8 protein-coding genes and 3 pseudogenes are annotated in these 16,749 nt (G+C 51.7%); 5 read left to right on the top strand and 6 right to left on the bottom strand.

Annotation, left to right across the window (positions count from 1 at the left end; translation table 11 throughout):
* Window positions 1-48 precede the first annotated feature (48 nt).
* The 5 genes and pseudogenes from QUF14_RS14425 to QUF14_RS14405 all read left to right on the top strand — a co-directional run bounded on the left by QUF14_RS14425 (window position 49) and on the right by QUF14_RS14405 (window position 9,326).
* Entirely contained in the window at window positions 49-1,737 is a 1,689-nt protein-coding gene (locus QUF14_RS14425) for a DUF2138 domain-containing protein (protein WP_100733817.1), read from the top strand.
* Window positions 1,734-2,357, top strand: a pseudogene (locus QUF14_RS14420) (DUF1175 domain-containing protein). Before QUF14_RS14425 ends, QUF14_RS14420 begins: the two are co-directional and overlap by 4 nt.
* Before the next feature lie 23 nt (window positions 2,358-2,380).
* The gene (locus QUF14_RS14415) at window positions 2,381-6,895 is read left to right on the top strand and encodes an alpha-2-macroglobulin family protein (RefSeq protein ID WP_186269279.1); all 4,515 of its coding nucleotides are present in this window, start codon (window positions 2,381-2,383) and stop codon (window positions 6,893-6,895) included.
* Window positions 6,896-8,545 (top strand): YfaQ family protein, encoded by a 1,650-nt coding sequence (locus tag QUF14_RS14410; protein ID WP_001104499.1) that lies wholly within the window; start codon window positions 6,896-6,898, stop codon window positions 8,543-8,545.
* Between the two features lie 4 nt (window positions 8,546-8,549).
* The gene (locus QUF14_RS14405; protein ID WP_001225830.1) at window positions 8,550-9,326 is read left to right on the top strand and encodes a YfaP family protein; all 777 of its coding nucleotides are present in this window, start codon (window positions 8,550-8,552) and stop codon (window positions 9,324-9,326) included.
* A 73-nt stretch (window positions 9,327-9,399) separates the two neighbouring features.
* On the opposite strand, the gene atoB is transcribed toward QUF14_RS14405, so the two are convergent.
* The 6 genes and pseudogenes from atoB to atoS all read right to left on the bottom strand — a co-directional run bounded on the left by atoB (window position 9,400) and on the right by atoS (window position 16,650).
* A complete protein-coding gene (gene atoB / locus QUF14_RS14400; RefSeq protein WP_000786554.1) occupies window positions 9,400-10,584 on the bottom strand; it encodes an acetyl-CoA acetyltransferase in 1,185 nt (394 codons plus the stop codon).
* A gap of 30 nt (window positions 10,585-10,614) precedes the next feature.
* Window positions 10,615-11,937 carry a TIGR00366 family protein gene (locus QUF14_RS14395; RefSeq protein WP_000580275.1) on the bottom strand — a complete coding sequence of 441 codons (1,323 nt, stop codon included), beginning with the start codon at window positions 11,935-11,937 and terminating at the stop codon, window positions 10,615-10,617.
* Window positions 11,934-12,585, bottom strand: a pseudogene (gene atoA / locus QUF14_RS14390) (acetate CoA-transferase subunit beta). Before atoA ends, QUF14_RS14395 begins: the two are co-directional and overlap by 4 nt.
* Window positions 12,585-13,247 (bottom strand): acetate CoA-transferase subunit alpha, encoded by a 663-nt coding sequence (gene atoD, locus QUF14_RS14385; RefSeq protein ID WP_000850525.1) that lies wholly within the window; start codon window positions 13,245-13,247, stop codon window positions 12,585-12,587. Before atoD ends, atoA begins: the two are co-directional and overlap by 1 nt.
* A gap of 195 nt (window positions 13,248-13,442) precedes the next feature.
* Window positions 13,443-14,828 carry an acetoacetate metabolism transcriptional regulator AtoC gene (atoC, locus tag QUF14_RS14380; protein ID WP_000125277.1) on the bottom strand — a complete coding sequence of 462 codons (1,386 nt, stop codon included), beginning with the start codon at window positions 14,826-14,828 and terminating at the stop codon, window positions 13,443-13,445.
* A pseudogene (gene atoS / locus QUF14_RS14375) lies at window positions 14,825-16,650 on the bottom strand (two-component system sensor histidine kinase AtoS). The gene atoC and the pseudogene atoS overlap by 4 nt, the downstream one beginning before the upstream one ends.
* Between the last annotated feature and the right edge of the window lie 99 nt (window positions 16,651-16,749).

Below are 16,749 nucleotides of genomic sequence, written 5' to 3'. Positions count from 1 at the left end.
TTTGCTGTACCCATAAAAAATGGCTGGCTTTACACAAGGAATGTGGCAATGGGTAGTGAAAAAAAGGCGAAAGGCTGGCGGTTCTATGGTCTTGTAGGTTTTGGCGCAATAGTACTGCTTTCCGCTGGTGTCTGGGCATTGCAATATGCTGGTAGTGGGCCAGAAAAAACGTTGTTGCCGCTGGTGGTACACAACAATCTGCAAATCGATCTCAATGAGCCGGATCTCTTTCTCGATAGCGACTCTCTAAGCCAGCTTCCCAAAGATCTTCTTACTATTCCTTTTCTTCACGATGTTCTAAGCGAAGATTTCGTTTTTTATTATCAGAACCATGCCGACCGTCTGGGCATTGAAGGCAGCATTCGCCGCATTGTCTACGAACACGATCTCACACTAAAAGATAAGCTCTTTTCGTCACTCTTAGATCAGCCCGCGCAGGCGGCGCTATGGCACGATAAACAAGGCCATCTTTCTCATTATATGGTGCTGATCCAGCGAAGTGGTTTAAGCAAGCTGCTGGAGCCATTGCTGTTTGCCGCTACCAGCGACAGCCAGTTAAGTAAAACGGAAATCAGTAGTATTAAGCTAAATAGTGAAATCATCCCGGTTTATCAGTTGCGCTATAACGGCAATAACGCCCTGATGTTCGCAACTTATCAGGACAAGATGCTGGTGTTTTCCAGCACGGACATGCTGTTTAAAGATGATCAGCAGGATACCGAAGCCACGGCGATCGCAAGTGATTTGTTGAGCGGTAAAAAACGCTGGCAAGCCAGCTTTGGCCTGGAAGAGCGTACTGCCGAAAAAACGCCAGTACGCCAGCGCATCGTGGTCAGTGCAAATTTGCTGGGTTTTGGCTACCAGCGATTAATGCCTTCTTTTGCTGGTGTGCGCTTCGAAATGAGCAACGACGGCTGGCACAGTTTTCTGGCGTTAAATGATGAATCCGCAAGCGTAGATGCCAGTTTCGATTTTACGCCTGTATGGAACAGTATGCCCGCAGGGGCCAGCTTCTGTGTGGCGGTGCCTTATTCACATGGTATTGCTGAAGAGATGCTTTCCCACATCAGCCAGGAAAACGACAAGCTCAACGGGGCGTTAGACGGTGCTGCGGGGCTGTGCTGGTATGAAGATTCAAAATTGCAAACCCCGCTGTTTGTCGGTCAGTTTGATGGCTCAGCCGAACAGGCACAACTGCCTGGAAAACTGTTTACGCAAAATATTGGTGCGCACGAAAGCAAAGCGCCAGAAGGTGTTTTGCCGGTAAACCAGACTCAGCAGGGCGAAGCGCAAATCTGGCGTCGCGAAGTGAGTTCCCGATACGGCCAGTATCCGAAAGCACAGGCGGCGCAACCAGATCAATTAATGTCGGATTATTTTTTCCGCGTGTCGCTGGCGATGCAAAACAAGACGATGCTTTTCTCCCTCGATGACACGCTGGTCAATAACGCGTTGCAAACACTGAATAAAACCCGCCCGGCAATGGTGGATGTGATACCCACTGAAGGCATTGTTCCGGTCTATATCAATCCACAAGGCGTGGCGAAACTGCTGCGTAACGAAACGCTGACCAGTCTGCCGAAGAATCTCGAACCGGTTTTTTATAACGCCGCACAAACTTTATTAATGCCGAAGCTGGACGCTTTATCTCAACAACCGCGTTATGTCATGAAGCTGGCCCAGATGGAACCCGGTGCCGCCTGGCAGTGGCTACCCATTACCTGGCAGCCACTATGAGGCACGGGCTGCTGGCGCTGATTTGCTGGCTGTGTTGTGTTGTTGCTCATAGCGAAATGCTGAATGTCGAACAATCGGGGCTGTTTCGCGCCTGGTTTGTGCGCATTGCACAGGAACAGCTTCGCCAGGGGCCAAGTCCGCGCTGGTATCAGCAGGATTGTGCGGGCCTGGTGCGATTTTCGGCGAACGAGGCGCTGAAAGTTCACGACAGCAAATGGCTAAAAAGTAACGGTATAGCAAGTCAGTATTTGCCGCCTGAAATGACGCTAACACCTGAACAGCGTCAACTGGCGCAAAACTGGAATCAGGGGAACGGAAAAACCGGCCCCTATGTGACCGCGATTAATTTGATTCAGTACAACAGCCAATTTATTGGCCAGGACATAAACTAGGCGTTGCCTGGCGATATGATTTTTTTCGATCAGGGCGATGCCCAGCACTTAATGGTCTGGATGGGGCGTTACCTCATCTACCACACCGGAAGCGCCACGAAAACTGACAACGGAATGCGCGCAGTCAGTCTGCAACAACTTATGACATGGAAGGACACCCGATGGATACCCAACGATTCCAATCCCAATTTCATTGGCATTTATCGTTTAAATTTTCTGGCGCGATAGCAGCGTGCTTGTGCCTGTCTCTTGTGGGAACAGGGCTTGCTAATGCTGATGATTCGCTTCCTTCCAGTAACTATGCGCCACCCGCCGGGGGAACATTCTTTTTGCTCGCTGACAGCAGTTTTAGCAGCAGTGAAGAGGCGAAAGTGCGACTGGAAGCGCCGGGGCGTGATTATCGGCGTTACCAGATGGAAGAGTACGGCGGCGTGGACGTTCGCCTGTATCGTATTCCTGACCCGATGGCATTTTTGCGCCAGCAGAAAAACCTGCATCGCATTGTGGTGCAACCGCAATATCTGGGCGACGGGCTGAACAATACGCTAACCTGGCTGTGGGATAACTGGTATGGCAAATCTCGCCGTGTAATGCAGCGTACTTTCTCTTCTCAGTCACGGCAGAATGTGACTCAGGCGTTACCCGAATTACAGCTCGGTAATGCCATTGTTAAACCTTCCCGTTATGTACAGAACAGCCAGTTTTCACCGCTGAAAAAATATCCACTGGTGGAACAGTTCCGCTATCCACTATGGCAGGCAAAACCGGTCGAGCCGCAGCAAGGGGTAAAACTGGAAGGCGCATCCAGCAATTTCATCTCGCCGCAGCCGGGCAACATCTATATTCCTCTCGGCAAACAAGAGCCGGGACTGTATCTCGTCGAGGCGATGGTCGGTGGGTATCGGGCAACGACGGTGGTATTTGTCTCCGATACCGTGGCGCTTAGCAAAGTGTCAGGCAACGAACTTCTGGTGTGGACTGCTGGCAAAAAACAGGGTGAAGCGAAGCCAGGCTCAGAGATCCTGTGGACTGACGGTCTTGGCGTGATGACTCGCGGTGTGACCGATGACAGCGGTACCTTGCAGTTACAACATATATCGCCGGAACGTTCATACATTCTGGGTAAAGATGCAGAAGGCGGCGTTTTTGTCTCCGAGAATTTTTTCTACGAAAGTGAAATCTACAATACCCGCTTGTATATCTTTACTGATCGCCCGCTATATCGCGCAGGCGATCGTGTCGATGTTAAAGTGATGGGCCGCGAGTTCCACGATCCGTTGCATTCATCCCCTATCGTCAGCGCACCGGCGAAACTTTCAGTGCTGGATGCTAATGGCAGCCTGTTGCAAACCGTCAATGTCACGCTGGATGCGCGTAATGGCGGGCAGGGGAGTTTCCGCCTGCCAGAAAATGCCGTTGCCGGAGGTTATGAATTACGTCTTGCTTACCGCAATCAGGTCTATAGCAGTAGTTTTCGCGTAGCCAACTATATCAAGCCACATTTCGAGATTGGTTTAGCTCTCGACAAAAAAGAGTTCAAAACAGGCGAAGCGGTTAGCGGCAAACTGCAACTGCTTTACCCTGATGGCGAGCCGGTAAAAGATGCCCGCGTGCAGTTAAGTTTGCGCGCTCAGCAATTATCAATGGTCGGTAACGATTTGCGTTATGCCGGACGTTTCCCGGTGTCGCTGGAAGGCAGTGAAACGGTTTCCGACGATAATGGTCATGTGGCGTTAAATCTCCCCGCCGCCGATAAACCAAGCCGTTATTTGTTAACTGTCTCCGCCAGTGACGGCGCGGCGTATCGTGTTACCACCACCAAAGAGATCCTCATTGAACGTGGTCTGGCGCATTACACTTTGAGCACCGCCGCACAATACAGCAATAGCGGTGAATCGGTTGTTTTCCGTTATGCTGCGCTGGAATCTTCAAAACAGGTTCCTGTTACGTATGAGTGGTTGCGTCTGGAAGACCGCACGAGCCACAGCGGAGATCTACCTTCTGGCGGCAAATCCTTTACCGTCAATTTCGATAAACCAGGCAATTACAACCTGACGTTACGCGATAAAGACGGCTTAATTCTCGCCGGGTTAAGCCATGCCGTCAGCGGTAAGGGCAGCACGGCGCATACTGGTACGGTAGATATCGTGGCGGATAAAACGCTGTACCAGCCAGGCGAAACCGCGAAGATGCTGATTACCTTCCCGGAGCCAATTGATGAAGCGTTATTGACGCTGGAACGTGATCGCGTTGAACAGCAGTCGCTGCTATCGCATCCGGCAAACTGGCTGACGTTACAACGTTTAAACGATACCCAGTATGAAGCCCGCGTACCGGTGAACAATTCCTTTGCGCCTAACATCACTTTTTCGGTGCTGTATACCCGTAACGGTCAGTACAGTTTTCAGAACGCCGGGATCAAAGTTGCCGTTCCCCAGTTGGATATCCGGGTGAAAACGGACAAAACCCATTACCAGCCAGGTGAACTGGTCAATGTCGAATTAACCTCGTTGCTGAAAGGTAAACCAGTTTCTGCGCAGTTAACGGTTGGCGTGGTCGATGAAATGATCTACGCACTGCAACCGGAAATCGCGCCAAATATCGGCAAATTTTTCTATCCGATGGGGCGTAACAATGTGCGTACCAGCTCCAGCCTGTCATTTATCAGCTACGACCAGGCGCTCTCCAGCGAACCTGTTGCGCCTGGCGCGACTAACCGCAGCGAGCGGCGAGTGAAAATGCTGGAACGTCCACGGCGTGAAGAGGTGGATACCGCTGCCTGGATGCCGTCACTCACAACCGATAAACAAGGCAAAGCGTATTTCACGTTCCTGATGCCTGATTCATTAACCCGTTGGCGCATCACCGCGCGTGGGATGAACGGCGACGGGCTGGTAGGGCAGGGGCGTGCTTATTTGCGTTCGGAAAAAAATCTCTACATGAAGTGGAGTATGCCAACGGTATATCGCATGGGTGACAAACCGGCGGCAGGACTGTTTATCTTCAGTCAGCAGGATAACGAACCGGTGGCGCTGGTGACTAAATTTTCAGGCGCTGAGGTGCGTCAGACGCTGACGTTGCATAAAGGGGCGAATTATATTTCGCTGACGCAGAATATTCAGCAATCTGGCTTGTTAAGTGCAGAACTGCAACAAAATGGGCAAGTGCAGGACAGTATTAGCACAAAACTGTCTTTTGTGGATAACAGCTGGCCCATTGAACAGCAGAAAAACGTCATGCTCGGCGGTGGCGATAACGCACTGATGTTGCCCGAGCAGGCGAGCAATATCCGGTTGCAAAGTAGCGAAACGCCGCAGGAGATTTTCCGTAACAATCTTGATGCGTTAGTCGATGAACCGTGGGGTGGCGTGATCAACACCGGTAGCCGTCTGATCCCGCTCAGTCTCGCCTGGCGTTCACTTGCCGATCATCAAAGTGCCGCCGCTAACGACATTCGTCAGAGGATTCAGGATAACCGTTTGCGGCTGATGCAACTGGCGGGGCCAGGAGCGCGCTTTACCTGGTGGGGTGAAGATGGCAATGGCGACGCATTCCTCACGGCATGGGCATGGTACGCCGACTGGCAGGCCAGCCAGGCGCTCGGCGTAACGCAACAACCGGAATACTGGCAGCATATGCTCGACAGCTACGCGGAGCAGGCGGATAACATGCCGTTATTGCATCGGGCGCTGGTGCTGGCGTGGGCGCAGGAGATGAATCTGCCGTGCAAAACGTTGTTGAAAGGGTTGGACGAAGCTATCGCCCGGCGCGGAACTAAAACTAAAGATTTCTCTGAGGCAGACACCAGCGATATCAATGACAGTCTGATCCTCGATACACCTGAATCTCCACTGGCAGATGCGGTGGCAAACGTCTTAACCATGACGTTGCTGAAAAAAGCGCAGTTGAAGTCCACTGTGATGCCACAGGTTCAGCAGTATGCGTGGGATAAAGCAGCAAACAGTAACCAGCCGCTGGCGCACACGGTTGTGCTGCTCAATAGCGGAGGCGACACCACCCAGGCTGCCGCTATTTTAAGTGGTTTAACCGCTGAACAATCCACTATTGAGCGCGCGCTGGCAATGAACTGGCTGGCGAAATATATGGCGACGATGCCTCCGGTTACGTTACCTGCTCCTGCGGGCGCATGGGCCAAACATAAGTTAACCGGAGTGGGTGAATACTGGCGTTGGGTTGGTCAGGGCGTGCCGGATATTCTCTCTTTTGGTGACGAATTACCGCCGCAAAACGTGCAGGTTCGCTGGCGTGAACCGGCAAAAACGGCTCAACAAAGTAACATTCCGGTGACCATTGAACGACAGTTGTATCGGCTTATCCCGGGTGAAGAAGAGATGAGCTTTACTCTGCAGCCGCTGACCAGCAATGAGATTGACAGCGATGCGCTGTATCTCGATGAAATCACGCTTACCAGCGAGCAGGATGCAGTTCTACGCTACGGTCAGGTGGAAGTACCGCTCCCGCCGGGGGCTGACGTTGAGCGGACAACGTGGGGCATTTCGGTCAATAAACCCAACGCCGCGAAACAGCAGGGGCAGTTGCTGGAAAAAGCGCGCAATGAAATGGGTGAACTGGCCTATATGGTGCCGGTAAAAGAACTGACGGGAACGGTCACCTTCCGCCATTTGCTGCGTTTCTCGCAAAAAGGGCAATTCGTTCTGCCTCCTGCTCGTTATGTGCGTTCCTATGCACCTGCACAGCAAAGTGTTGCGGCAGGGAGCGAATGGACCGGGATGCAGGTGAAATAAGTGAACTGGCGCAGAATCGTCTGGCTATTAGCGTTGGTTACTCTGCCAACGCTTGCGGAGGAGACGCCGTTACAACTGGCGCTGCGGGGCGCGCAGCACGATCAACTGTATCAGCTGTCGTCATCAGGCGTGACCAAAGTCTCGGCATTACCTGACACACTCACCACGCCGTTAGGGAGTTTGTGGAAACTGTATGTTTACGCCTGGCTGGAGGATACCCATCAACCAGAGCAGCCCTACCAGTGTCGCGGAAACTCCCCGGAAGAGGTTTATTGTTGTCAGGCTGGGGAGAGCATAACGCGCGATACCGCGCTGGTACGCTCCTGTGGACTCTATTTTGCGCCGCAACGGTTGCATATTGGTGCAGATGTTTGGGGGCAATACTGGCAACAGCGTCAGGCACCTGCGTGGTTAGCGTCTCTTCCGACGCTGAAGCCAGAAACCTCGGTAACGGTTAAATCGCTGCTTGATTCATTAGCGACGTTACCCGCGCAAAACAAAGCTCAGGAAATCTTACTGGATGTGGTGCTGGACGAGGCGAAAATCGGTGTCGCATCCATGCTCGGTAGTCGGGTAAGGGTAAAAACCTGGAGCTGGTTTGCCGATGATAAACAGGAAATCCGTCAGGGTGGTTTTGCCGGCTGGTTAACCGATGGTACACCGCTGTGGGTTACTGGCAGTGGCACCAGCAAAACGGTACTGACCCGTTATGCGACGGTGCTTAATCGGGTATTGCCAGTGCCGACGCAAGTTGCCAGTGGGCAATGTGTTGAGGTGGAGCTGTTTGCCCGTTATCCGCTGAAGAAAATCACGGCGGAAAAGAGTACGACAGCAGTAAATCCCGGCGTACTTAATGGGCGCTATCGTGTGACGTTTGCCAATGGTAACCACATTACGTTTGTCAGCCACGGTGAGACGACCTTACTGACAGAAAAGGGCAAACTGAAATTGCAGTCGCATCTTGATCGTGAAGAGTACGTTGCCAGAGTGCTGGATCGCGAGGCGAAAAGTACGCCCCCTGAGGCAGCGAAAGCTATGACCGTGGCGATTCGCACTTTCTTACAGCAAAACGCCAATCGGGAAGGTGATTGCCTGACCATCCCCGACAGCAGCGCCATGCAGCGTGTTTCTGCTTCGCCAGCCACCACGGGCGCGCGGACGATGACCGCCTGGACGCAGGATCTCATTTACGCTGGCGATCCGGTTCATTATCACGGCAGTCGCGCTACCGAAGGGACGCTCTCCTGGCGGCAAGCCACCGCCCAGGCGGGGCAGGGAGAGCGTTACGACCAGATACTCGCGTTTGCTTATCCCGACAACAGCCTTAGCCGCTGGGGAGCGCCACGCTCAACCTGCCAGTTATTACCCAAAGCGAAAGCCTGGCTGGCGAAAAAAATGCCGCAGTGGCGGCGTATGTTACAAGGCGAGACGGGGTACAACGAACCAGACGTGTTTGCGGTCTGCCGTTTAGTCTCAGGTTTCCCCTATACCGATCGGCAGCAGAAACGGCTGTTTATTCGTAACTTCTTTACGCTTCAGGATCGGCTTGATTTAACCCATGAGTATCTGCACCTGGCCTTTGATGGTTATCCCACCGGGCTTGATGAGAACTATATCGAAACGCTGACCCGACAATTATTAATGGACTAATGCTATGCGAAAGATTTTTCTTCCGTTGTTACTGGTGGCGCTTTCGCCTGTTGCTCACAGTGAAGGTATTCAGGAAGTCGAGATTGATGCACCGCTCTCTGGCTGGCATCCTGCGGATGGTGAAGATGCCAGTTTTTCACAATCGATCAATTACCCGGCGTCGTCCGTCAACATGGCTGATGATCAAAATATCTCAGCGCAGATCCGCGGCAAAATAAAAAATTATGCTGCGGCGGGCAAAGTCCAGCAGGGGCGACTGGTGGTCAACGGTGCCAGTATGCCGCAGAGAATTGAATCCGATGGTTCATTTGCACGCCCTTATATTTTCACTGAAGGCAGCAACAGCGTGCAGGTCATCAGCCCAGATGGGCAAAGCCGACAAAAAATGCAGTTTTACTCAACGCCGGGCGCTGGAGTGATCCGCGCGCGTTTACGGCTGGTTCTCTCCTGGGATACGGACAATACCGACCTCGATCTTCATGTTGTCACGCCGGATGGTGAACACGCCTGGTACGGTAACACGGTGCTGAAAAACAGTGGTGCACTGGATATGGATGTCACGACGGGTTACGGACCAGAGATTTTCGCCATGCCAGCGCCGATTCATGGACGTTATCAGGTGTATATCAACTACTATGGCGGACGCAGCGAAACGGAATTGACGACCGCTCAACTGACGCTGATCACCGATGAAGGATCGGTCAATGAGAAACAGGAAACTTTCATTGTACCGATGCGTAATGCTGGCGAGTTGACGCTGGTGAAAAGTTTTGACTGGTGATTACTGAGGTTATCTTTACTGTCAATGTTCAAGAAAACGCCCGATGACTTTCGCTATCGGGCGTTTTTACATGTTAATTCAATCGTTCAATCACCATCGCAATTCCTTGACCGCCGCCAATGCACAACGTTGCCAGACCCAGCGTTTTATCGCGTGCCTGCATTGCATGTAATAGTGTGACCAGAATACGCGCACCGCTGGCGCCGATAGGATGCCCCAGCGCGATGGCCCCACCGTTGACATTCACTTTCTCAGGGTCAAAGCCCAGCGTTTTCCCTACAGCAAGGAACTGCGCGGCAAATGCTTCATTGGCTTCGATAAGATCAATGTCTGCCAGCTGCAGCCCCGCCAGTTGTAACGCTTTTTGCGTGGCAGGCACTGGTCCCATACCCATCAATGCGGGGGGCACGCCGCCGCTGGCATAACTTTTAATACGTGCCAGGGGATTCAGGCCTGCTGCCAGCGCCGCGGATTCTTCCATAATCACCAGAGCGGCAGCACCGTCGTTAATACCTGACGCGTTCCCGGCGGTGACAGTACCTGCTTTATCGAAGGCCGGACGCAATGCAGCCAGAGCTTCTGTAGTAGAATCTGGTTTCGGGAATTCGTCTTGACTGAAGACGAGGGTTTTCTTCCGGGTGACAACATTTACCGGGACGATTTCGGCTGTAAAAGCACCGGACTCAATTGCGGCAACCGCTTTACGCTGTGAATGTAGCGCCAGTTCATCCTGCATTTCGCGGGTAATCCCGTACTCCTTAGCCACGTTTTCGGCGGTAATTCCCATATGATAACCATGGGTGGCGCACATCAGGCCATCGCGCAGGATTACGTCATAAACCTGTCCGTCTCCCAGACGATAACCAGAGCGTGCTTTTGCATCGAGTAAGTAGGGCGCTAAACTCATATTTTCCATACCCCCCGCCACAATGCTCTGCGCCTGACCTGCCTGAATTGCCTGGGCGGCAAGCGCCACGCTTTTCAGACCCGAACCACACACCTTATTGACCGTGAATCCGCACACCGTTTCGGCCAGTCCGCTTTTTAACAGTGCCTGACGCGCCGGATTTTGCCCCAGCCCGGCTTGCAACACGTTACCCATAATCACTTCATCGATATGTTGTGAATCGATTTTTGCGCGTTCAATAGCGGCCTGAATTACTGTTGCTCCCAGATCGATGGCGCTGGTGGAGGCGAGTGAACCATTAAAACTACCGATGGCAGTACGTACCGCACTGACGATGACACAATTTTTCATTTTATATTCCTTCTGTCTGTAAAGTTGCCGTCAGAACAGCGTTAAACCAATGACGAAAATGACGCCGGAGAAAAGCAGAGCAGTGATGCAATAGCCCATGATGTCGCGGACACCGAGTCCGGCGATTGCCAGTGCTGGCAGCGCCCAGAACGGTTGTGCCATGTTCATCCATTGCTCGCCGTAGGCGATCGCCATTACCGATTTACCGAGATCGGCTCCCAGCGCCTGGGCTGCAGGTATCACGAAAGGTCCCTGAATAACCCAGTGACCGCCGCCAGACGGAACGGCGAAGTTAATCAGTGCAGAACTAAAGAAGGTCATTACCGGGAAGGTGTCTTTGTTCGCAACATTGATGAAGAATTCAGTAATGAGCCCACCCAGACCGGAGTGCTCCATCATCAGTTGGATCCCGGCGTAGAAGGGGAATTGCACCAGAATACCGGCGGTACTGCGCGCAGCCGCGCTGATAGCACGCATATAAGCCATTGGCGTTTTATGTAGCAGCAGACCCGCAATCATAAACATCAGGTTGACGGTATTGATGGTGATGTTGAAGCCATGTTCGCTGAAGTACATCGCCAGGTAAGCGATACCGAGTGCGCCGATGATCAACGTCAGGATGCGACTTTCCTCCAGTCGCTCGGATGGTGGGGCATCTTTCGGTAGCTGCTTCTGAAAATCAGCCTCTTCCATGAGTAGTTTCGGATCGATACTCACCACGTCAGACGGTTTTGGCATCATCATGCGGGTAATAAATGGCATCACCACAATCAATGCCACAGTGATGAAAATGTTAAAACCACTGAACAGAGTATCGCCCACCGGGATAAGCCCGGCGATATGCTCAACCGGATTGCCCGGTGTGGCAGCCAACAGAGGCATTGAACCAGAGAAACCGCCACCCCAGGTAAGAAAACCAATGTAGGCGCAGGCAATGAGCAACGGATAATCAGAACCGGGTACTCGCCGGGCGACTTCACGGGCGAACATTGCTCCGACAACCAGACCAAATCCCCAGTTGATGACACAAGCGACTGAACCGAAGAAAGTGACCAGCATGACGCCCTGTACGGGCGTCTTTGCGGCGGAAGCGGCTGTACGCAGCAAGCTTTTCACCGGAGCAGAGCTGGCAAGGGCATGACCGGTAACGATGATAAGCGCCATCTGCATACCGAACGCCAGCAAGTTCCAGAAACCGTCCCCCCACATTTTCACCATGCTGATCGGCGTTTGTGGTGTTAACCAAAGCGCGATCACGAACGTTAGCAATGTCAGCAACATGGCAAAGATCAGTGGATCGGGAAGCCACCGGCTGACAAAACGCGTCATAAAACGCGAGATGCGACCAATCATAAATCACCCCGCTGCGTATTCAGATCGGCGGGCGACTTCAAACTGAGCTTCGGTTTTGGCACGCACGGTGGCTAAATCACACCCGTCGGCAATTTCGGTGAGCCACATTTTGCCGTCAATGAAACGAAAGACTGCCAGTTCAGTGACCAGCATATGCACCGCGTGTTGCGCAGTGAGCGGCATGGTGCAGCGGCGCAAAATTTTTGCTGAACCATCTTTGGCGCAATGTTCCATGGCAATGATCACTTTGCGTGCCCCGGTCACCAGATCCATCGCGCCACCCATACCGGGCACCATTTTTCCAGGCACTACCCAGTTCGCGAGGTTGGCTTCTTCGTCTACCTGCAAACCACCGAGTACGCAGGCATCAATATGACCACCACGAATCAGCGCAAACGACATTGCGCTGTCGAACATCGCTGCGCCGGATAAAATGCCGCATGGTTGCCCGCCAGCGTTCACCAGATCTGGATGCGCTGTAGTGACTGGGCCTAAACCGAGGAAGCCATTTTCCGATTGCAGAGTGATATGAATATCCTCCGGTAAATAATTGGCGACCATTGTGGGTAAACCGATCCCTAAGTTAACGATGTCACCATCACGAAGCTCTTGCGCCACACGGCGTGCAATACGTTGTTTCGCATCCATTATTTGCTCTCCTGTGAAACGATGATGTGGTCGATAACGGCACCAGGGGTGACAATATGGTCAGGTTGCAGTTCGCCGGTTTCGACCAGTTCATCTGGCTCCACCAGCGTGATATCAGCCGCAAGGGCAATCAGGGGGTTAAAGTTGCGGGCGCTAAGTTGGTAGGTCAGGTTGCCAAGTGTGTCGCAACGATGGGCGCGAATGAGCGCCAGGTCGGCGCGCAGTGGACGTTCAAGCAGCCAGGTTTTACCGTCGAGTGTCAGCGTCTGTTTGCCTTCCTCTACGACGGTGCCGACACCAGTTGGCGTGAGAAAACCACCAAGTCCAGCTCCACCACAGCGAATTTGCTCAATCAATGTACCTTGCGGTACGAGAACGACCTCCATTTCGCCAGAAATCATGCGCCGTCCGGTTTCCGGGTTGGTGCCGATATGTGAAGCAATTACTTTGCGGACTCGACCATTGACGATGAGCGGACCGATGCCGGTATCAACAAACGCGGTATCATTGGCTATCAATGTCAGGTCGCGAACGCCAGATTCCAGTAATGCTTCTACCAGGCGGGATGGAGTGCCAATTCCCATAAATCCGCCCACCATGATGGTCATGCCGTCACGAAAGAAGCCGGAGGCGTCTTGTAATGTCATCAATTTTGTTTTCATTATTTATCCCTCTTGCATACACCGTTGTGGGTACAGTCAGGGAATAGCAAGGGGAGTGCCAGAATGAAAATGTTTGATATTGTTTTTTAACTCATTGAATAGTAAAGAATAAATAAGGTGGGGATTAAGAGGGTGAATGAACGGCTATGCAGAAATTTGCGCACTGTGCAAATTTCTGCATAGCAAGTTTTGGTGTTATACATCCGCCGGATCGATACCGTATTCCTGGAGTTTATACATCAATGCCCGGCGACTAATACCCAGCATTAAAGCAGTGCGGGTTCGGTTTCCTTCTTGTTGTTCCAGCACTTCCATAATGATGCGTTTTTCGACGCGTTTTATTTCCTCTTTTAAATTACGCTCACCGACAGGGGCTGTTTTTGCTTCACCAGCATTACAGACTGGCTGACGAATCTGCGGCGGAAGATCCTCAGAAAAAATGATCGGGCCTGAATTCATCACGACGGCGCGTTCAATGACGTTGGAAAGCTCTCGAATATTACCCGGCCATGACCAGGCGGTAAGCAGTGACATTGCCATCGGATCGATGTCGATAATATCGCGCTGATTCTCACTACTGAATTTTTGCAAAAAGTGATTAGCTAACAGGGAAATATCTTCCCGGCGATCGCGCAGAGGCGGCAGTATTAAATGAATAACGTTAAGGCGATAAAAGAGATCTTCACGGAAGGTGCCTTCTTTCACCATTGCCTGCAAGTCGCGGTTGGTGGCAGCAATGATACGGATATCAACTTTTATGGTCTGATGGCCGCCAATCCGTTCAAATTCCCGTTCCTGCAGAATGCGTAGTAATTTGGCTTGCAGTACCAGCGGCATTTCGCCAATTTCGTCGAGGAGCAGAGTACCTTCGTTGGCACGTTCAAATAATCCCTGACGCAAGGTTTGTGCACCAGTAAATGCACCTTTTTCATGACCAAACAGTTCACTTTCGAGCAACGATTCCGGCAGTGCCGCGCAGTTGACTTTAATGAACGGCCCCTTTGCCCGCCGCGAATTGTAGTGAATCGCTCTGGCAATCAACTCTTTCCCGGTGCCGCTTTCACCGCTAATCAAGACGCTGGCCTGAGAAAGGGCAATTTTGGCGGTGTCTTTGCAGATGTCCATCATTGCTGGGCTGTTAGTGAGAATGTGCCCCCATTGCCAACTGGTGCTTAGTGCCTGGTGCAGATGACGGATCTCTTTTTTCATTGACTGGAGTTGTAAAGCGCGCTGAACGATTAAATTCAACTCATCGAGATCAAACGGTTTGATAACATAGTCAAAGGCCCCGCAGCGTAGTGCTTCGACGGCGGTTTCTACTTCAGCATAGGCCGTCATCAGAATAATGGGGGTCCGTGTCTCATGGCTGCGCATCTCCTTGAGTGCCTTGATGCCGTCCATCTCTGGCATGCGGATATCCATCAACACCACGTCAGGGTGAATATCGGCAAACAGGTGTAATGCTGTGCGCCCGTTATTCGCACAATGTGTTTCGAATCCTTGTAGTGCAAAAGCGGTGCTCAGCATACGGCGAACATTATCTTCATCATCCACAATAAGGATGCGATTAATAGCAGTCATACAGTCTGATTTCCCTGCGGGTTGATCGGTAAAATAAGCGTGAAGGTTGCGCCGTAGCCCGGCAAACTGGCGACGCGAATATCACCCTGATGGGCATTAATGATGCGTTGACTTAACGCCAGACCAAGCCCGGTTCCTGAGGCTTTGGTAGTGAAAAAGGGATCGAAGATCTTTTTTGCAGCGAGAGATCAATGCCACTGCCGTTGTCCTCTATCGAAATGGCCTGTTGTGAGTCGCTATACTGCCAGGTTCGAATGCGAATTTTCCCTCGTGCACTGATAGCCTGGACGGCATTGATCAGGATATTCAGTAGTACCTGTTTGAGCAGTTCACGATCGGCGTTAATCGGGCTTAATTCATTATCCAGTTCGCTTATGAAGTCGACCCGCGCTTGTACGCCGGCGGTTTGTACCAGTACCAGAGTTTCTTCAACCAATGCATTGAGGCTGACTTGTTGCCATTGACTGTGGCGTGGGCGTGAAAATTCGAGCAATTGCTGAATAACTTTGTTAATTGAATCGATTTCTTTGAGTACTACGGACAGATATTCCTGATGTATTGGGTCACTGGTTTGTTGGCGCAAGATCTGTACATAACCACGAATAGCCGTTAACGGATTACGTACTTCATGCGCCACGCCAGCCATCAGCTCACCCAGTGTGGCGAGGCGTTCTGCTTGCGCCATGCGGCGCTGGGTTTCTTTGCGGGCAGTTAAATCAGAGAAAATCACCAAAGCACCTATCATTTCACCGTGCGTGTTATGAATACGACTGGTAGTGACACTGAGTTCAATGGTGCGGTCACGGCCTGGAAAACTGATCTCCAGCGCCACATGTTCGGTGCCATGTTCCAGCGTATCCAGTACTGGACTGTAGAACTGAGTATTGTCGAACAACATGGAGTAAGGCTGCCCTACCAGTTCATGACGTTGATAGCCAGTGATGACTTCTGCTGCCGGGTTCATGGTGGTTACATCACCCTGGCGGTCAATGGCAATGACGCCATCGGCAGCGTTTTCAATAATCAGATCGTTAAGTGTTCGCGTTTCACGCAGTGCCTGGGCGAGGTTGTTGACACTCTGACTAATTTGCCCCATTTCACCGGGCAATTGTGGTAATCGAGTGGGAATATTTTGCGCCAGAGTCGCGAGACCATCGGTGATGATATCTATATTGGCGCTCAGGCGACGGGAGAAAAGGACAATCAACAGCAGGCTTATCAGCAAACCGGCGGTGAGCACAATGATAATCCTCACATCCATTTTCCAGGCCTGGCGGCGAATATCTTCGGTTAATTCATTGGCCCAGATATAACCGAGGATTTCACCATTACGCTCAATGGGGATCATTGAATTCAAAATATCGCCGCGCACCTGCCTGCCTGAATAAATCAAAGGAGTATTTGTACGCATGACTTCGCGACCAGGGTGATCTGCGGCAATAGTAACGCCCACATTATTCTGATACAGCGCTGAAGGCGCGTAAGTGATTATCGCATCCAGCGTTTTGTTGTAATAACCAGCGCCTATGCCAGGAAAGGCGTGAGTGATATTTTCAGTAATGGGAGCAAGTTCTGCATTCAGTGCGTGGATTCGCTCCTCACGTGGTAAGTCGTTGTAGAGATCGTAGCGATCGCCTAGCGCCTGATTAAGCAGGTTGACCACGGCAGAAAGTTTTTTCTCTTTTTCAGATAAGACTGCTGAACGTCCTTCCGTTTCTACGATATAACCAATAGTAAGCGTTGGGACAATGACCATCAGGATTGCCATCAGGATCATTTGATTGCGTAAGCGGCGTGGATAAATCCACTTCATATAATGCATGCTGAATCCCACTAGTCTTGTCCGGTATATGACGATTATCAGAGGTTAAGGTGATGATTTCTCGGCGGTGTATCATATTCCAGAGAAGAGAGAACATTG

This window comes from Escherichia sp. HH091_1A (assembly GCF_030295175.1).
Lineage (GTDB): Bacteria > Pseudomonadota > Gammaproteobacteria > Enterobacterales > Enterobacteriaceae > Escherichia > Escherichia coli_F.
Note: the sequence above shows the minus strand (reverse complement) of the source record. Positions and strands in the feature narration are given on the sequence as shown.